This is a genomic window from Methylonatrum kenyense, assembly GCF_023195885.1.
GTDB lineage: Bacteria > Pseudomonadota > Gammaproteobacteria > Nitrococcales > Aquisalimonadaceae > Methylonatrum > Methylonatrum kenyense.
In genome coordinates this window covers 192,353-209,407 of record NZ_JALPKO010000001.1, presented here as the reverse complement: position 1 = coordinate 209,407, position 17,055 = coordinate 192,353, and the positions used below count along the sequence as shown (strand labels likewise).

The 17,055-nt window shown below is 63.7% G+C and carries 12 protein-coding genes; 11 read left to right on the top strand and 1 reads right to left on the bottom strand.

Annotated features, from left to right (window positions below; all coding sequences use genetic code 11):
- The first annotated feature begins 140 nt into the window (after positions 1–140).
- The 11 genes from M0534_RS01040 (at position 141) to M0534_RS00990 (ending at position 15,313) form a co-directional block, all read left to right on the top strand.
- Complete coding sequence (locus tag M0534_RS01040) at positions 141–956, top strand: alpha/beta fold hydrolase (protein WP_248566548.1); 816 nt, start codon at positions 141–143, stop codon at positions 954–956.
- Positions 957–1,177: 221 nt separating this feature from the next.
- Positions 1,178–1,531: a hypothetical protein gene (locus M0534_RS01035; protein WP_248566547.1), complete on the top strand. Its 354-nt coding sequence runs from the start codon at positions 1,178–1,180 to the stop codon at positions 1,529–1,531.
- A gap of 27 nt (positions 1,532–1,558) precedes the next feature.
- Positions 1,559–2,719 carry a class I SAM-dependent methyltransferase gene (locus M0534_RS01030; protein ID WP_248566546.1) on the top strand — a complete coding sequence of 387 codons (1,161 nt, stop codon included), beginning with the start codon at positions 1,559–1,561 and terminating at the stop codon, positions 2,717–2,719.
- Positions 2,720–2,732: 13 nt separating this feature from the next.
- Entirely contained in the window at positions 2,733–4,328 is a 1,596-nt protein-coding gene (locus tag M0534_RS01025) for an FAD-binding oxidoreductase (protein WP_248566545.1), read from the top strand.
- Positions 4,329–4,442: 114 nt separating this feature from the next.
- Positions 4,443–6,800, top strand: coding sequence for a 3-hydroxyacyl-CoA dehydrogenase/enoyl-CoA hydratase family protein (locus M0534_RS01020; protein WP_248566544.1), 2,358 nt, complete (start codon positions 4,443–4,445; stop codon positions 6,798–6,800).
- A gap of 39 nt (positions 6,801–6,839) precedes the next feature.
- Positions 6,840–9,311: an acyl-CoA dehydrogenase gene (locus M0534_RS01015; RefSeq protein WP_248566543.1), complete on the top strand. Its 2,472-nt coding sequence runs from the start codon at positions 6,840–6,842 to the stop codon at positions 9,309–9,311.
- A gap of 107 nt (positions 9,312–9,418) precedes the next feature.
- Complete coding sequence (locus M0534_RS01010) at positions 9,419–9,832, top strand: organic hydroperoxide resistance protein (protein ID WP_248566542.1); 414 nt, start codon at positions 9,419–9,421, stop codon at positions 9,830–9,832.
- 11 nt (positions 9,833–9,843) lie between these two features.
- Entirely contained in the window at positions 9,844–11,901 is a 2,058-nt protein-coding gene (locus M0534_RS01005) for an oxidoreductase (RefSeq protein ID WP_248566541.1), read from the top strand.
- A gap of 229 nt (positions 11,902–12,130) precedes the next feature.
- Positions 12,131–12,907 carry a hypothetical protein gene (locus tag M0534_RS01000; protein WP_248566540.1) on the top strand — a complete coding sequence of 259 codons (777 nt, stop codon included), beginning with the start codon at positions 12,131–12,133 and terminating at the stop codon, positions 12,905–12,907.
- A 189-nt stretch (positions 12,908–13,096) separates the two neighbouring features.
- Positions 13,097–14,707 (top strand): SulP family inorganic anion transporter, encoded by a 1,611-nt coding sequence (locus M0534_RS00995; protein ID WP_248566539.1) that lies wholly within the window; start codon positions 13,097–13,099, stop codon positions 14,705–14,707.
- Between the two features lie 402 nt (positions 14,708–15,109).
- On the top strand, positions 15,110–15,313 hold the full coding sequence (locus tag M0534_RS00990) for a hypothetical protein (protein ID WP_248566769.1): 204 nt from the start codon (positions 15,110–15,112) through the stop codon (positions 15,311–15,313).
- A gap of 14 nt (positions 15,314–15,327) precedes the next feature.
- Here the strand turns inward: M0534_RS00990 and cls are convergent, their stop codons facing one another.
- Positions 15,328–16,779 (bottom strand): cardiolipin synthase, encoded by a 1,452-nt coding sequence (gene cls / locus M0534_RS00985; RefSeq protein WP_248566538.1) that lies wholly within the window; start codon positions 16,777–16,779, stop codon positions 15,328–15,330.
- Between the last annotated feature and the right edge of the window lie 276 nt (positions 16,780–17,055).

Genomic DNA, 17,055 nt, shown 5'->3' with positions numbered 1-17,055 from the left:
GATCGGGCCAGACGGCCTGGCATGTGAACGGTGTCGCTCGCGCCTGGTAGCGGGTGCGGCACGGATCGGGAGATGCGGGTAAGGGTGCCGCCGCCCGGGATCGCGGGTCTGGCGGCGTCCCCGCAACGGAGAGCAATGGCATGCAAATTCGCAAAGGATACGTGGATACCGCCGAGGGGCAGGTACATTATCGGTCCACCCAGGGAGCTGGTCCGCCGGTCGTGTTCCTGCACCAGACCGCCAGTTCCTCGGCCATGTGGAAAGGGATGATGACCATCATGGAGGGGCGTCGCTGTATTGCGCCGGACACGCCGGGCTTTGGTGGCTCCTATGATCCGGAAGACGTCCCGGACATTGGCTATTACGCGCAGGTCATGACCGAGGCGCTGGATGCCCTGGGTGTTCGCGAGTTTCACCTGTGTGGACACCACACCGGATCGTGTATTGCCGTGGAGATGGCTGCGGCAATGCCCGGCCGGGTGCTCAGCCTGACCATGTTCGGCCCACCGCAGCTGACGCAGGATGAGAGGGATCAGTTTCGCCCGCACTTCTCGACGCCTTTCGCGCCGGATGCAGACGGCGCCTACCTGAAAGCCACCTGGGACTATCTGGCCGGGCTGGGCGCGAACAAGGCCCTCGATCTCCATCACCGCGAGGTGGTGGACACTTTGCGCGCCTGGCATGGCCGGGTGCAGGCATACGCTGCGGTCTGGGAACAGGATTTCCCGGCATTTCTCGAGCAGGTCACATGCCCGATGCTCTTGCTTTGCGCCCGGGACGACGTGCTCTGGCCCTATTTTCAGCGGGCCGCCGAAGCGCGTCCGGATGCGCTGCTGGAGGTGGTGCAGGGAGCCAACTTCGAACCGGATCTGGACGCTTCCAGCAGTGCCCGGGCCTACGAGGCGTTCCTGGGCCAGAACGGTGCCCGACAGCGTGAAGCGGTGTCACAACGCTGAAACCGGGGGTTTAGTGCTTGCAACCCGTTCGCCAGGTTGGCTTCCGTGCGGCGCAATGGAAAAGGGAAAAAACAAATTATCACAATGGGTTGCGATTCTTCGTCGGGTCCTGGGCGGGGCGGCACGTTCCTTGCGATTCCCGGGCTAGAACGACAAACACGCGTGCAAGCAACACAAGCGTGTCATGCGCGCGATTGACGCGAGAGAGGGGAGAACGACAGATGTCACGCAAGGCCAAGGGCAAGCGCCCGAATTTTTTCGAGAATCCGGAAGTTGATCGTGTGCTGGCCATCATCATGGCGGTGGCCGGCGAGGTGTCGGTGCTGCGGGACCGGCTGGACACCATGGAGCGTCTGCTGGACAGCCGCGGTGTGCTGACCCGGGACGATATCGAGGCGTACCGGCCGGATGATGCCGTTGAAGAAGAACGGCAGGCCTGGCGGTCAGAATATCTGGAACGCGTGCTGCGGGTGGTGCACCACGAGCTGGAATCCGAGGCCTCCGGTGAGTCCCGCCAGCAGTATGAGGATACGGTGAAGGAACACCAGAAAGAGCTGAGTGAAAAGCTGACCTGAACGTTCGATTCCGTAGGAGGAAGAACCATGTCCACGCAAACACAGCACGGCATTCTGCCGCAGGCCAATCACGATGAACTGGCGCGCCAGGAATTCGTCCGCAGTTTCAAGATTCATCTCGCGTCCCGTGTGTCTCCCGGCAACCGGGCTATTTATGACACCCGCGCCGAGCCGGAATTCGAGAAGGAGCACGGTCGCAAGCCGAAGGACCACCGTGAGGTGGGCAAGGCGATGGCGCGCCAGCCTTACTACCAGATGTGGAGCTCGCTGCAGCGGACCAGTCAGGAAATGATGTGGGATGCGGTTTCCAGTGCCGTGGACCGGCAGCGGGACGAGTTGATTGACGGTGCCCGCGCGCTGAGTGGCAAGGCCGGTGGTTCCCTGACCCTGGACCCTTCCCTGGAGATTCCGCGTTACCACAAGGCAGTGGACATCCACTGCATGCCGGGCGGTTACCACACGGATTTCGCCGAGGATGATGTCACCGCCGGTGCCACCTATGACCGCGCCGTGCACATCTATGCCATGGGTCGACTGGGTGAGCTCAACGACGACATGGGCCAGACGCCGGTGCTCTGGATGAAGAACGAGCAGGCGGCTTTCCAGCCCAGGCGTATTCTGGACATGGGTTGTACCGTCGGCCACAGCACCATGCCCTGGGTTGACGCCTATCCGGATGCGGAGGTCCACGCCATCGACGTTGGTGCGCCGGTGCTGCGCTATGCGCATGCCCGTGCCGAGGCCCTGGGCAAGAAGGTGCATTTCTCCCAGCAGAATGCGGAGCGGACGAACTTCGAGGACGAAAGCTTCGACCTGATCGTCTCCCACATCCTGTTCCACGAGACCTCGTCCCAGGCGCTACGGAACATTCTGGAGGAATGTCACCGGCTGCTGAAGCCGGGCGGCATGATGGTGCATGTGGAAGCGAAGCCCTACGAGGGCATGCACCCCTATGATGCCTTCATGCTGGATTGGGATACGTTCAACAACAATGAGCCGTTCTGGCGGGCGTCCCACAGCGTTGATTACAACCGTCTGGCGGAGAGTGTGGGCTTCGACGGGGACAAGGTGATCACCAAGATGGTGCCCAGTGCCCTCGGCGAGAAGGCCAAGGCACGGACCACGCTGCACCAGGGGGGCGACTTTGCCGGCTCCGGCGAGTGGTTCCTGTTCGCCGCCACCAAGTAGAGGGCGGGCCGCGATGAGCAGTCAGATGGAATCCCGGGAGGGCGTTGCCGCCCTCCCGGCGCGGCTGGCCGAGCGCTTGGGCGCGGAGCATGTGCTGACCGGCGATGAGGAACGTCGCTATTTCTCCACGGATTTGAGTTTCCAGCCCGGTGAGTTGGCCGATTGCGTGATCCGACCGGGCTCCACGGAGGAGCTGTCGGATGCGGTTCGGCTGTGCGCCGAGGCCGGGGTGCCTGTAGTGCCGCGCGGAGGCGGCATGTCCTACACCAGGGGCTACGTGCCGGAGCAGGGTCGTTCGGTGCTGGTGGACATGCGACGCATGAACCGGATCCTGGAAATCAATGCCGATGACATGTACGTCACGGTGGAATGCGGGTGCACCTGGAAGCAGCTCTACGAGGCGCTGCAGGAGCAGGGCGTGCGGACGCCTTATTACGGCCCGCTGTCCGGGATGTATGCCACCGTGGGCGGCGCCCTGTCCCAGAACAGCCTGTTCCTGGGGTCCGGTCTCTACAACACGGCGGCGGAGAGTTGCCTGGGCCTGCAGGTGGTGATGGCCGACGGTCGTCTGGTGCAGACGGGGTCCGGTGCCCAGAAGCACAGTAACGGCTTCTATCGACACTTCGGTCCTGATCTCACCGGCCTGTTCACCGCAGACACCGGTGCCTTCGGCTTCAAGGCCGTGGCTACGCTGCGCCTGATCCCCAGCCCCCGGGCCACGGAATATCTGTCCTTCGGCTTCGAGAGCTTGGACGCCATGCTCAAGGCCCAGACGGACATTGCACGGCTGCGGATCGCCTCCGAATGCTACGGCTTCGACCCGTACTACAACAGCAGTTTCGAGGACATGGGCTTCACCCTGGGGGAGGGGATGAAGATGCTGGGCAAGATCGCCACCAGCGGTGGGGTCAAGGGTCTGGTGAACTCGCTGAAGGTGGCGGTCTCGGGCCGCAAGGTCCTGAGCAAGGTCAATTACTCCCTGCACATGACCTTCGACGGTATTGATGCCGCTGCGGCCCGCAGTGGCCAGAGGGCGGCCTTCGAGCTCTGCGAGGCGGCCGGCGGCCGCGAGATCGACCATTCCATTCCGGTAGCCTTTCGGGCCGAGCCGTTCAACGGCGTGCGCACCATTCTGCTGGGCGCGAAGGGCGAGATCTGGCTCCCGGTACACGGTTTTTTCCCGCTGTCCCGGGCTCGGCAGGCCGCCGAGGCTACCGAGCAATTCATTCGTGACAACCAGGCACTGATGGAGCGCCACGGCATCAAGACTTCCTACCTTACCGCGTTCTCCGGTTCGGAGTTCGTGATCGAGCCCAGCTTCTACTGGTTCGACCGCCTGGGCGACTTTCGACTGGACCTGATCGAGCCGGAATTCCGTGCGAAGTGGAAGGATATCCCGGAGGATCTGGACACGCGTCAGGTCGTGCTGCGCCTGCGCGCTGAATTGCGCGATCTTTTCGACCAGCATGGGGCCTGCCATCTGCAGATCGGCAAGTACTACCCGTTCCGCGATGTCATGGCCAGCAACGAGACCTGGGAACTGCTGCAGGGTGTGAAACGCCTGGTGGATCCCGAAGGTCGAATGAACCCCGGTTCCCTGGGGCTCTGACCGGCCTGCCGACGCCCTGCCGGAGGCCGCCTTGTCCGATTTCTCCCTCCGTCCGGCGTCGTTCTTTTCCCGCCGGCGGGGCTGAGCCCGTCGGCTTGATCGACTGGAGGAAGAATGCAGAACACTTTGCCGATCCGGCGCGTCGCCGTTCTGGGTGCCGGCGTGATGGGTGCCCAGATCGCCGCCCACTGTGCCAACTGCGGGCTGGATACCGTGCTCCTGGAACTGCCTGCCGAGGGCAATGATCCTGATGCCCGGGCCCGCGAAGCGGTTCAGCAGTTGGCCGGCATGCGACCGGCACCCCTGGCGACTGCCGGGTGTGCCGACCGCATCCATGCCGCCAGCTACGATACGGGGTTGCCGTTGCTGGCGGGCTGTGACCTGGTGATCGAGGCCATCGCCGAGCGGGATGACCTGAAGGCGGCGCTCTACCAGCGTGTGGTGCCGCACCTGGCCGATCATGCGCTGTTTGCCAGCAACACGTCGGGGCTCTCCATCGACGGGCTCGCCACGCATCTGCCGGAGATGGTCCGCAACCGTTTCTGCGGCGTGCATTTCTTTAATCCGCCCCGCTACATGGCATTGGTGGAGCTCATTCCGGGGTCCGCCACCGACGGCTCCGTGCTGGACGGGCTGGAAACCTTCCTGACCTCGGTGCTGGGCAAGGATGTGGTGCGTGCGAACGACACTCCCAACTTCATTGGTAACCGGGTGGGGCTTTTCTCCCTGATGGCCTCGGTCTGGCACGGGCGCCGACTGGGCCTCAGCCCGGATCTGGTGGATGCCCTCACCGGACCCCTTATCGGGCGCCCGAAGTCCGGTACCTACCGCACCGCCGACGTTGTCGGACTGGATACCATGGTGCATGTGGTGGAGGGGCCGGTGCCCCGGCTGCAGCACGATCCGTGGGTCCGCTGCCTGCAGTTGCCGGACTGGATCCATGAATTGATTGCCCAGGGACGGCTGGGGGCCAAGTCCGGTGCCGGTGTCTATCGCAAGGGCGCCGACGGCATCGAGGTGTACGATCCGGAGCTGGGCGACTATCGAGCCCAGGCAGCGCAAGTCTCGCCGGCGGTGCAGGAGGTCCTGGCCATCGCCGAGCCGGCGGAGCGCTGGCGCCGGTTACGGGAGATGGAGGACGACCAGGCCCGGTTCCTCTGGGCCGTTCATCGCGAACTTTTCCTGTATGCGGCCTGGACCCTGGCCGAGATTGCGCCTTCCGCCGCCGAGGTTGACCGCGCGTTGCGCAATGGCTTTGCCTGGAGAGAAGGCCCCTTCGAGATCTGGCAGTCGATTGGCTGGCAGACCGTTGCAGAGTGGCTGCGGGAGGATGAGGAAGGTATCGCCGACGTCGAGCTACCGGGTTGGGTGCGGCAGGTGTCAGCCGTCCATGGCCCGGAGGGCTCCTGGTCGGCGTCGGAGAACCGCTGGCGGGCCCGGTCCGACTTGCCGGTGTACCGGCGCCAGGCCTTTCCGTCGCGACTCCGTGGCGAGCCTGCCGCGCAGAGCGGCGCGGTCTGTGCCGAAACCGCGGCGGTGCGGCTCTGGCACCGCGATCCGGAGGTCGGGATTCTCAGCTTCCTCAGCAAGGGCAACAGCTGTTCGCAGGCCGTGCTGGACGGAATCCAGGAGCTGCTGGAACGGGCGGAACGGGAGTATCGCGGCCTGGTGATCTGGCAGCCGTCCGGCCACTTCAGCGTTGGTGCCGACCTCAAGGCAGTGCTCGCTGCCGCCCGTGCCGGCGATCAGCCCGCCATCGAACGATTTATCCGGGGTTTCCAGCAGGCGGGCCAGGCTATCCGTGATGTCCGTATTCCGGTGGTGGCCGCAGTCCGCGGAATGGCACTCGGGGGCGGCTGCGAACTGCTCCTCCACTGCGATCGCGCGGTGGTCCACCAGGAGGCCAACATCGGGCTGGTGGAAGCCGCCGTGGGCGTGATTCCCGCCGGTCGTGGTTGCACGATGCTCGCGGCAAGGGCCCAACGTGCCGGACCGGGGCGCCGACCGGCCGATGTGGCGCAGGCCTATTTCCGCACGCTCTCCGCGGCGCGGCGTTCGACCAGCGCGCTGGAGGCACGGGACCTGGGTCTGCTGCCGGAATGCAGCCAGATTGTCGCGCATCGGGACGAACTGCTGCACGTGGCGGAGACGCAGGCGCGGGCTGCCGCCGAGAGCGGCTACGTGCCGCCGGCTTTCGGACGGATCCGGGCCCAGGGCAGGGATCTGCTGCGCAAGCTGGTTCAGGAACTGGAGCTGGGGCATGAGCAGGGTCGCCTGAGCGATCACGACCTCGCCATAGGGACTCGTTCCGCTACCGCCATCTGCGGTGGTGACGTGGCCCCGGACAGTCTGTTGCCGGAGACCCATTTCATGGATCTGGAACTTGAGGGCTTTCTCGCCCTGGCGGCGATGCCGGCGACCCAGGATCGTATTGAACACATGCTGCGCACGGGCAAACCGCTGCGCAATTGAGCGCCGGGGTAGCGCCGGAGCATTTCCAAGGAGGTCATTGTGACGTTGGTCATACTGCTGTTGATTGCCATTGCACTGCTGGCCCTTGCCTACCGCGAGGCATCGGCCACTGTCTGGAGCGGCGTGCTGCCGGCGGTGCCGGTGGTGTTGCTCGTTACGGGTGTAATCGGCACGGCCGGCTTGTTGGTGGGCCTGGCACTGACCCTGCCCGTGTCCCTGCTGTTGCTGGCACCGTCGGTACGCCGGACGGTGCTCACGGGACGCCTGTTCTCACTGTTCAAGCGGGTCCTGCCCCCCATGAGCCGAACCGAACGCGATGCCCTGGAAGCCGGGGATACCTGGTGGGAAGGCGAGTTGTTCAAGGGGCGGCCGGACTGGAGCCAGTTGCATGACATGCCGGTTGGGGAACTCAGCGAGCGCGAGCAATCGTTTATCGATAACGAAACCGAGCGGTTCTGTCGACTCCTGGACCAGGATCGCATGGAGCGCAGTGACCATGACATGACTCCGGAGGCGTGGGATTTTGCGCTCAAGAATGGTTTCTTCAGCTTCATCATTCCCGAACAGTACGGCGGGTTGCACTTTTCCGCATACGCGCAGAGCTGCATCGTTTCCAAGATTGCCTCGCGCAGCTTCTCGGCGGCGGTAACGGTGATGGTGCCGAACTCCCTCGGCCCGGGTGAGTTGCTGATGCAGTACGGCACCGACGAGCAGAAGGACCATTGGCTGCCGCGGCTGGCCGATGGTCGGGAGATTCCGTGCTTTGCCCTGACTGGTACCGAGGCCGGCTCCGACGCGGCTGCCATGCAGGACGTGGGTATCGTCTGCGAGCAGGAATACCAGGGCAGGAAGACCCTGGGTATTCGCCTGAGCTTCGACAAGCGCTATATCACGCTGTCGCCGGTGGCGACAGTGCTGGGCCTGGCCTTCAAGATGCATGATCCGGATCAGCTGCTGGGAGAGCAGAAGGAGTACGGCATCACCTGCGCGCTGGTGCCCACCAGCCACGAGGGAATCCGGGTGGGGCGACGTCATTTCCCGATGGCCCTGTCGTTCATGAATGGACCGGTGCAGGGGCAGGACGTGTTCATCCCCCTGGACTGGATCATCGGCGGGCCGGACATGGCCGGCAAGGGCTGGCGCATGCTGATGGAGTGCCTGTCCGTGGGCAGGGGAATCTCCCTGCCGGCGCTGGGAACGGGTGCCGGCAAGATGGCCTATCGCATGACCGGCGCCTATGCCCGGATCCGCCGTCAGTTCCGCCTGCCCATCGGCAAGTTCGAGGGCGTCCAGGAGGCCATGGCGCGGATCGGTGGCCACACCTATCGCATCGAAGCCGGTCGGCGTCTCACCGCCGCGGCTGGCGATATGGGTTACCGGCCGTCGGTGGTGGCGGCCATTGCCAAGTTCCACATGACCGAGATGATGCGGGTGGTGGTCAACGATGCCATGGATGTGCATGGCGGGCGCGGCATCATCTTCGGACCGCGCAATTACCTGGGTTACAGCTATCAGTCCATTCCGGTGGGTATCACCGTCGAAGGCGCCAACATCCTGACCCGTAACCTGATGATATTCGGCCAGGGAGCTATCCGCTGTCACCCCTATGTGTTCGCGGAGATGGAAGCGGCACGCGCCGATGACCTTGCCGAGTTCGACCGGCTGCTGACGCGGCATGTCGGCTATTCCATCAACCGCGGTGTGCGGGCCTTCGTCCTCGGTCTGACCGGGGCGCGTCTGGCGACGGCGCCGGTCAGTGATGACACGGCCCGGTACTACCGGCAGCTGGAGCGCATGAGTTCGGCCCTGGCCTTCGTCTCCGACGTGGCCATGGGCGTGCTGGGCGGCGAGCTGAAACGTCGTGAGCGGCTGTCCGCCCGCCTCGGCGATGTGTTGAGCGAGCTCTATCTGGCCACCGCCGTGTTGAAGATGTACCACGACGCCGGACGGCCGCAGGAACAGCTTCCCTACGTGCGCTGGGCCCTGGACGAGTCCCTTAGCCGAATCTATGACGCTTTCGACGGGTTCTTCCGCAACTTCCCCCGGCGCCTGATGGCCGCCGGCATGCGCTGGCTGGTGTTCCCCCTGGGGCGGCCCTACCACGCGCCGGAGGATGCCGACGGTCAGGCCATTGCCGAGAGCATGATGCAGTCCGGTGGCGTGCGGGATCAGCTGACCCGCTTCGGCAGTTGGAGTGCCGATGACCCCAATGACTGCATGGGGCGCATGGAGCATGCCATGGAGGTGTTGGACCGGATGGAGCCGCTTTACGATCGCTTCCTGAAGCTGGTGGCGAAACGCGAGATCAATGGCTTTACGCTCCAGGAGCGCCTGGACTCCGGTGTCACGCAGGGACTGCTTACCGAGGACGAGGCACGTCAGCTTGCGGAGTACGACGCCATTCGGTTGGACTGCATCGTCACTGACGCCTTCGACAAGGCGGAATTGGCCTCCGGTCATGGGCGGGAGGCAGCCACCGAGCCGGTGGCGGGGCAGGTTGCCCAGGGCTGAGGGGCCCACATGACGGGAGATCGGCGCTATCGCCATCTCCCGTTTTTCATCCCGGATAGCTGCGCTGCCCGGACAGGAACGGATAATCCATCACAAGGGGACTGACTATGAAGACTTTCTATACCGCGGAAGTGACCGCCTCCGGCGGCCGCGCTGGCGCCGCCCGTTCAGACGACGGCGTACTGGACCTGGCCCTGAGCCTGCCGAAGAGCATGGGCGGCGACGGTGCGAAGACCAACCCGGAGCAACTGTTTGGCGCCGGTTACGCGGCCTGCTTCGAGAATGCCGTTATCTTCGTCGCCCAGCAGCAGAAGCTGCCGCTAGAGGACACCCGGGTCACCGCGCGGGTTGCCATGGGCCAGCACGACGACGGGCGCTTCGGCCTGGAAGTATGGCTCGACGTCAGCGGCAAGGGTATCGAGGGCGCTGAGTTGGAGTCGGTGGTGGCCGAGGCGGACCGCCTGTGTCCCTATTCCAACGCCGTCCGCGGCAACATTCCGGTGCAGATCTCCATCGTCTGAGGAGCATCGCCATGACAGACATCACCGAAGCCCGGTCCGCCCGGGTCAATCCGGAACGGCTGAGCCGGGTCTGGGAGCCTCTGACCATCGGCACGACGACGGTCAAGAACCGCATCATGATGACGGCCCAGAGCATTCTCTACGGGGAGAATCACCTGCTGGGGGATCGCCATGTGGAGTACTACCGGGAACGGGCTCGGGGTGGTTGCGCGCTGTTCATCTGCGAGCAGCAGGGTGGGCATCCCATTGCCACCGGATCATTCCACAGCGGCTGCTCGGCCTACGACCCGCGCTCGATTCCCCAGTACGCCAAGCTGGCTGAGGCGGTGCACGAGCATGGCGGCCGCCAGTTCGTGCAGCTGTTCGCACCGGGGGTCCACGACAAGGGCAACATGATCATGGACCACTGGCATCCCCTGTGGGCGGTGTCGCGGACCACATCGGTGGTGCACAAGGAGGTGCCCTATGTCATGGAGAAGGAGGACATTGCCGAGCTGGTGGATGCCTTCGCCCAGTCGGCGCTGAACGTGAAGTGCGCGGGCTGTGACGGCGTCGAGCTGCATGCCGCCCACAGCTATCTGTTCGGCCAGTTCCTCAGCCCGGCCTACAACTTCCGTACCGACGAGTACGGCGGCTCTGTTGCCAACCGGGCTCGAGTGCTGGTCGAACTCGGCGACGCGATCCGCAAGCGGGTGGGTACCGACTTCACTGTCGGGGTGCGACTGTCTTTTGACGAGTTCATTGGCGAGGCGGGCATTACCCCGGAGCAGACCGAGGAGGTACTGGAAATCCTGGCTGCCACCGGGTATTTCGATTTCTTCAACATCAGCGGCGGCGGCTACCACACCCTGCACATGGCAGTGGCGCCCATGTCCGTGGATTACGGCTTCATGCTGCCGTTCGGCAAACGCGCGAAGGCCGTGGTCGGCGACCGGGCAAAGGTCTTCATCGTCGGTCGCATCGTCGACCTGGAAATGGCAGAGGAAGCGCTCGCGGATGGTTGTGCCGACATGATCGCGATGACGCGGGCGCAAATGGCCGAGCCGCACCTGATCAAGAAGACCCGTGAGGGGCGGCAGCAGGAAATCTTCGGCTGCATGGGGGCCAATGAGTGTGTCGCCCGCAGTTTCGAGAACCGGCCATCGGTATGCCTGGTGAACCCCACCGTGGGACGTGAGCGCCAGTGGGGCAGTGACAAGCTGAACCCGGTTTCCGATGACCAGCGCAAGCGCATCATCGTTGTGGGCGGTGGCCTGTCCGGCATGCATACGGCACAGATTGCCGCCCGCCGCGGGCACCATGTCACCCTCTGGGAGGCCAGCGACCGCCTCGGAGGTCATCTGAACCTGCTGCAGCAGTTGCCCACCCGCAAGGAATGGGCCATTGCCATCGACAATCTGCGCCGGGCCATGGACAACCATGGTGTGGACGTGCGGCTGAATTTCACCGCCACCCTGGACAGCCTGAAGGCCGAGGCGCCGGATGCCGTAGTCATTGCCACCGGGTCCGCGTTCACCACCGACGGCTATAGCCAGTACCGGCCGGAGCGTCGTTCGATTCCGGGGCATGATCAGCCCCATGTGCTGGATGTGGGCACCGCGGCGGAACGCGCGCTGGGCGATCCGGAATCGCTGGGCCGGAGGGTGCTGATCGTCGACCAGACCGGTGACTACCTGCCGGTGGGGCTGGCCGAATTGCTGGCGACCAGGGGCGAGGCTGAAGTGGAGCTGCTGACGCCCTACGAAATGGTTGGCGAGGATGTCCTGCGGCGGCTGGAGTATCCACACGTGATTCCGCGCATCACCGGGGCAGGGGTCAAGCTCAGCACCCAGGTGTTCGTCGAGGCCATTCGCGAACGACAGGTGGACCTGTATCCGGTCTGGGGCGGCGAGCCGCGCACTACGGAAGTGGACAGCGTGGTGATTTCCATCAACCGCGTCCCCGAGGAATCACTGTACCGGGCCTGCAAGGGGCAGTTCCCGCAACTGGAGCGGGTGGGTGATTGCGTCGCCCCACGTCGGCCCGCTGCCCTGACGCATGATGCGGAAACGCTGGGCCGTCGCCTCTAGGCAGGCACTGAGTTAAGGGAACACCGATTTAGCCCCGCGTCTGCGCCTGGGGAGTCTTCTCGGGACGCAGACGCTTAGTGTGGTGGGCGCATTCTATTCCCCTGCCGCGTCTTCCGGTAAATTGGGCAACTTGAAGTAACTGATTACCCGCCGGCGGGATTCTTCTGGAGCGCTCTGCATGTTGTCCGCCTTTTTTTTCTCGCTTTTACTCCTTGGGGCTCAGGCAGAGATGGCACAGGCGCCTTGCGATGACGTGCTGACTCGCTCAAGACAACTGGATGATCAGGAGCAGGCGTTGAGCCTTTTGGGGAGGTGCCTTGCTTCGCGCACCTCGCAGGAGATGCATCTCCGCGTGGTCGCGGAGATGGCCGCGCGGAGCCTGCAGGCCGGCGATGAGCGCGCCTATTGCCGCTTCGGAAAACTGCTGGAGGCAAAGCTGGAGAAGGCGGCGGACGAGGCCATGCCGACCGCGTTGCAGGGCGGGCGCGAGGCGCGTTCGGAAATCGCCTGTAACTGTGACCGCTTTCTGGTCGATGCCCGCGCCGCCGGCCTGGATCTGCTGACTGACGAATTCGACCCCTTGTGGCGTCCTCGCTGGCAACCCGAGGTGCCGGTGCGAACCGTGCACGACAGCGTCGAGGTCATCGGTGACCAGGAATACCGCATGCTGGTGAGCCAGCAATCCGGAACGGATCGTTACTGCGTGTTTGTCAACGAGGATCTGCGTTACGCCGAGAGCCGCCCGGCGCTCAGCGACGGCTTTCTCGAATCGAGCCTGTTCACCCACCAGGACAGCCAGCGAACCCATGCCGTAGTCCGCTGGCTGCGAGGCGATCGTGGTGAGACGCTGCAGATCATTGACCTTGAACGCGGTCAGGTCGTGCGCAACACGGCCAGCGCCGACCCGGTGCATTACGACATCACCGACGGCCGTGTCAGCTACCGCTACACCGATTCGGACAGCGATGGCGCGCCGAGCCCGGAGACCTCGGAAGGGCACTTCTGATCGCCGCCTGCCGGCCGGTGTCCCTCAACGCAATCCCCACCCCCATCCTGTTTCCTTCTACCCGAGAACCCCTGATGCGCCTGCACCGGAAATGTGCGCCGGCGGATATTCTCTGCTAGCGTCAAGGATGATTAGTATTAAGAAATATAAGAATAAATATTAATAATCATTAGCTAATAGTGATGCCCAATGGCCGGGATTTCGCTACATACCCTACGTGGTGATTTGTTCGGCGGTCTGACCGCTGGGATCGTGGCGTTGCCACTGGCCCTGGCCTTCGGTGTGGTTTCCGGTGCCGGTGCGGCAGCTGGCCTGTATGGCGCCATCGTGCTGGGCTTCGTTGCGGCAATTCTGGGCGGCACCCGGGTCCAGATTTCCGGCCCGACCGGGCCGATGACCGTGGTTTTTGCCTCGGCCCTGGCCGCCCTCGGCGGCAGCATCGAGATGGCCATGGCCGTCGTGCTGGTGGGCGGGATCCTCCAGATCCTGTTCGGCTTGGTTAAGACCGGGGTCCTGGTACGGTATATCCCGTATCCGGTGATCTCCGGTTTCATGAGCGGCATCGGTGCGATCATTATTATTCTTCAGATCGCGCCGCTGCTGGGTGCCGATCCCTACGCGTCGCCCCTGCGGGCGCTGGCCGGTGTCGGCGACTCCATCGCCGGGCTGAACCTGCAGGCCCTGGCGCTTGGCGCGCTGACGCTACTCATTGTCTTCCTGACGCCGATCCGGATCAGCCGGTTTGTGCCCTCGCCGTTGCTGGCCCTGGTCGCCGGCACGGGGCTGGCTGTGTTGCTGGGCATGAATGTGCCGATGATCGGGGAGATCCCGACCAGCTTGCCGGAGCTGCATATTCCGCAGTTCTCCCTGGCGGACTGGAGCCTGATCTTCACACTGGGGCTGACGCTGGCCCTGCTCGGGAGCATCGACAGCCTGCTGACGGCGCTGGTGGCGGATTCCATCACACAGACACGGCACAAGCCGAACCGGGAACTGGTGGGGCAGGGTATTGGTAACGTGATGTGCTCCTTCGTCGGCGCTCTGCCCGGGGCCGGGGCGACCATGCGCACCGTGGTCAACGTCAATTCCGGCGGGACCACGCGGGTCAGTGGCGTGGTCCATGCGCTGTTTCTGTTGGCCCTGGTCATGGGGCTGGCACCGCTGGCCGCGCAGATCCCTCTGGCCGTGCTGGCGGGAATCCTGATCAAGGTCGGTATCGACATTCTTGACTACCGGCTGCTGCGCCTGGTGCGACGGGTGCCGCAGCTCGAGACCATGATCATGGCCGTGGTCTTCTTCCTGACCGTGCTGGTGGATCTGGTCGTCGCGGTCGGAGTCGGCGTGGTGCTGGCCATGGGTTTGCTCACCTGGCGGGTGGCGCGGGAGTCGAACATAGCGCTGGATGACGGCAATGGCGCAAGCAGTGACCTGCCGACTATCCGCCGCGGCGTCCGCGTGGTGCAGGTCAAGGGGGCCCTGTTCTTTGGCACCACCAGTCAGGTGCTGGACCGGATCGAAAAAGTGGACGCCGTGATGGGGACAAAGGTGATTGTCTTCGATTGCCGCAAGGCGGCTTACATGGATCTCACGGCGATCTTTACGCTGGACGACCTGGCCGCTCAGTTGCTGGCGCGAGGCGTGGCCTCCCGGGTCGTGGCGAAGGCGGATGTCTGCAAGCAGTTACGCCAGATCGACACGCCCCACCTGCGTGACGAAGTAATCTACGACAATATCGAGCGTGCGGTATCCGCCAACATCGATTTCGATCCGATACGCCTGGCGACTGCCAGCGCGAACTGAAGGCACCAGCGGCAGCTACGGCGTTCGGCGGAAACGGGCGCGTTACAAGGCTGTTTTCAGTCGTGCATGTGGGGCAACTCCCCGTGGTGGTGCATGAAAAGGTGTATAAGGGGCAACTGCTACTCTTCTTGACTGGTCCTGCAGGACAGTAATCCGAAGCCGACGCCGAGGGCATCTTATTCTGCAGTGTCAGCAGACTTCCGATCAGTAGCGGCGGATGGGCTGAGCGCCTTGCCGAGGGCTCTGCCAAGTGATGCCAACGGCTTGCCGTCTCAACATCTGTTTGGTCCGTTGCGGGCGTTACTCCTATGCTGCAAAGCATGGTGGCCTGCGCGGGAAGACAATTGACCGGGGTAGGGAAATTCGACCGGGTAACAGCGAACGTGGGGAAACCAAGCGATGATGATGCATGAGGGGATGATGGGAGGGCATCTGCTCTGGATGCTTTTCATGGCGCTGGTCATGGTGATTCCGTTCTGGCGGATTTGCAGCAAGGCCGGCTATCCGGGGTGGCTCGGCATTCTGATCCTGATCCCGTTGGTCAACCTGATTTTTCTTTATTTTCTGGCATTTTCACAATGGCCGGCGCACCGCAGATTCAAATGAAGTGTCCTGGTAACTCATAGGATCGGGGCGAACAGGTAGGCTGCCCGCGCGGCGACGCGATGCCAGAGCGGGTGCTCATCAATATCTGCCCGTGTCATCCGTCGCGAGCGCTCGAAATCCGTTTCGAACATCTGTTTCACGTCTGCCGCGAACGCCTCGTCGAAAACCAGAGCGGTCACCTCGAAATTCAGTCGGAACGAACGGTTGTCTAGATTCACGGTTCCCACGGCCGCACCGACGTCATCCACCAGAAACGATTTGCCATGAAGAAAACCGTCCTGATAGCGATATACCTCGACACCGGCGTCAAGTAGCGGTCCGATGAAGGCGTAGGCGGCGAAATAGGTCAGCCGGTTGTCGGGACGCTCGGGTATCAATACGCGGACATCGACTCCGCTGAGAGCTGCCAGCTTGAGCATGTTCAGCACGCCCTCGTCGGGCACGAAATAGGGGCTTGAGATCCAGATTCGCTCGTCTGCCGCATGCAGCGCCTGCTGCATCATCAGGCTGGCGGTTTCGAAACTGTCCGCCGGACCGGAGGGCAGCACCAGCACGGGAACACCCCGGGCGGACTCGGTAACGGGCGTCCACGGCAGGTCGAGGATGTCCTCTGTTGCCCAGTGCCAGTCCTCAACGAAGACCAGTTGCAGGGCCAGGGCTGCCGGTCCTTCGATGCGAAGGTGGGTGTCTCGCCACGGGCCCAGGGTGGGATGGCCCTCCAGGTATTCGTCACCGATATTGACGCCACCGACCCATGCCTCGCGGCCATCCGAGACCATTATTTTCCGGTGATTGCGGAAATTGATCTGAAAGCGGTTGCCGGGTCCTCGCGTGGAGTGAAAGTGGTGCACATTGACGCCTGCCTCTTCCAGGCCTGCGATATAGCTGGAGGGCAGCCGATAACTGCCGATCTCGTCATAGAGAAAATAAACCTCCACGCCGGCACGTGCGCGGGCGATCAGGCGCTCTTTCAGGGCCATGCCGAGCGTGTCGGCCCGGACGATGTAGAACTGCACCAGGAGATACCGCTCGGCGGCATCGATTCCCTCGAACAGGCTGTTGAAGGCCTGTTCCCCGTCAACAAGCAGTTCGACCTCGTTGCCGGCAAGGACCGGCAACTTTGCAAGTCTTTCAATACCCGTCAGTTCCTTGGTCGGCGTCGCCGTCTCGAAGCGATGCAGTCGCAATTCCGAGGTCTTTCCCGCCAGCGCCTGCGCCAGTTCGGAATCCTCATCCCGGCGTGCAATCACATAACCCTGAAAGCGCGACCGGCCGAACACCCAGTAGGTCGGAACCGCGACATATGGCAGCGCGTTGAGCGACACGACCCAGGCCACCGTTCCCTGCGCCGTGCGCGTTGACATCAGCGCGTCCACGGACGACACGAAACCCAGAAGATGGGCAATGGCGGCAACACCCAGAACCAGGGACCACCCGCGACGGCGACGTTTTGGCTTGACCCCCACGGCATTCTCCTGCGAGCGGACAGTTCGTGGCCGGCACTACAGGGAGGCCTGGAGCCGCCGTCCTGCGGTTGCCCCGGGATCCGCAAGGCTGCGCAGGCACTGTGCCGTACCGTAACCATTCTGCGGGCCAGCAGTGCGACGCCGCAATTTGCTGGCGCTCCCTGCCGGTTGGGTAGCGCTGAGCAGTCGTGGGCGTCAGGGCAGCCGACTGGGGGTTGAAAGGGCAGTTGTGGGCCATCCAGGCTGATCAGCCTGCCGGCAACATCAGGGAGACGC

Bases quoted from the DNA above. Each gene is read 5' to 3' on its own strand.
- M0534_RS00990 (WP_248566769.1), top strand. From the start codon at position 15,110: ATGATGCATGAGGGGATGATGGGAGGGCATCTGCTCTGGATGCTTTTC.
- M0534_RS01040 (WP_248566548.1), top strand. From the start codon at position 141: ATGCAAATTCGCAAAGGATACGTGGATACCGCCGAGGGGCAGGTACAT.
- M0534_RS01030 (WP_248566546.1), top strand. From the start codon at position 1,559: ATGTCCACGCAAACACAGCACGGCATTCTGCCGCAGGCCAATCACGAT.
- M0534_RS01005 (WP_248566541.1), top strand. From the start codon at position 9,844: ATGACAGACATCACCGAAGCCCGGTCCGCCCGGGTCAATCCGGAACGG.
- M0534_RS01025 (WP_248566545.1), top strand. From the start codon at position 2,733: ATGAGCAGTCAGATGGAATCCCGGGAGGGCGTTGCCGCCCTCCCGGCG.
- M0534_RS00995 (WP_248566539.1), top strand. From the start codon at position 13,097: ATGGCCGGGATTTCGCTACATACCCTACGTGGTGATTTGTTCGGCGGT.
- M0534_RS01000 (WP_248566540.1), top strand. From the start codon at position 12,131: ATGGCACAGGCGCCTTGCGATGACGTGCTGACTCGCTCAAGACAACTG.
- M0534_RS01010 (WP_248566542.1), top strand. From the start codon at position 9,419: ATGAAGACTTTCTATACCGCGGAAGTGACCGCCTCCGGCGGCCGCGCT.
- M0534_RS01035 (WP_248566547.1), top strand. From the start codon at position 1,178: ATGTCACGCAAGGCCAAGGGCAAGCGCCCGAATTTTTTCGAGAATCCG.
- M0534_RS01020 (WP_248566544.1), top strand. From the start codon at position 4,443: ATGCAGAACACTTTGCCGATCCGGCGCGTCGCCGTTCTGGGTGCCGGC.